The 1041-nt window shown below is 40.3% G+C and carries 1 protein-coding gene; it reads left to right on the top strand.

From position 1 onward, the window contains the following. A partial coding sequence (locus I3255_RS14780; protein ID WP_238039508.1) for a hypothetical protein occupies positions 1 to 1041 on the top strand: 1041 nt, incomplete at both ends.

Raw genomic sequence — 1041 nt, 5'->3', positions numbered from 1 at the left:
GTCTTGCAAGTAACGGTGAAATAGAAGATCACACAGCAAAAGTCATTGAAGGTGTATTTCCAGATACGACCTGTGATGGCATTTATCAAACGAGTTCAACAACTGGGACAAATTATCAGTTCGATCGTATAGATCTTTCTACCGCCCCTTTTAGCCCCGTAAGTATATTCACCAATCAAGCGGGTTACGATTCATTAAATGGTATCGCTTTTGATCTGGCCGGTGGAGCATTTTATGGCGCCTTTTTTGATGGTAGTAATACCTTACATATCGCTTTGTTTGATAAGCAAGGCAATATTGTTGATTTAGGCATGCCAACGGCGGCAGAAAATTTCAATATTGTTGATGTACGGACTGGTGTAATAACGTCTATTACATCGGGGGATCCCATCATAGTGAGTAGTGATATTGTTGGTGAACAGGGTGCTATTAGTGATGATGGGCAATATCTGTATTTGGGTCATCCAAATAGTGGTCAAATATTACAGGTAGACTTAAATCGTTTCACGGTACAGGCCATCAATATTCTTTTACCCGATCTTGGCATGACTGTTGGTGGGGGAATTTCATTGCCATTTGATGGTGATTGGGTTTATGACTCTCAATCGCAAGAATTGTGTACGGCTGAAATTTCCACTCAGACGCTTTATTCCGTTAACCCGCAAACGGGTGCTATCAGTGCAATGGCTCTCAGTTTTGACTCTACGCCACCAATAGCAAGTTCATATGGCATGGTAAAAGGCGAAGATGGTCATTTATACGTGGTCATTGATGGAGATTATGATAGTGATGGAAATGGCTCTTTAGATAGTACAGGTCAAGCACTCTATCAAATTAACACCAAATCAAAACAAGCAATTTTTATTGAGTCTATATCCAGTATAACAAGCACGTATGCTGATGCAGCTGGTTGTATTACAACGGCTACTGATTATAGTGATGCGGCAAGTAGTTATGGTGTTGCCAGTCATTTATATACAGACAGCAATAACAACGGAATAACGGATTTTTATCTGGGCAATTTGTGGGATAGTGAGTTTA

Source organism: Psychrobacter sp. Ps6, from assembly GCF_022129235.1.
Classification (GTDB): domain Bacteria; phylum Pseudomonadota; class Gammaproteobacteria; order Pseudomonadales; family Moraxellaceae; genus Psychrobacter.
The sequence above is the reverse complement of the archived record's forward strand: the minus strand, read 5'-3'. Positions and strand labels throughout refer to the sequence as shown.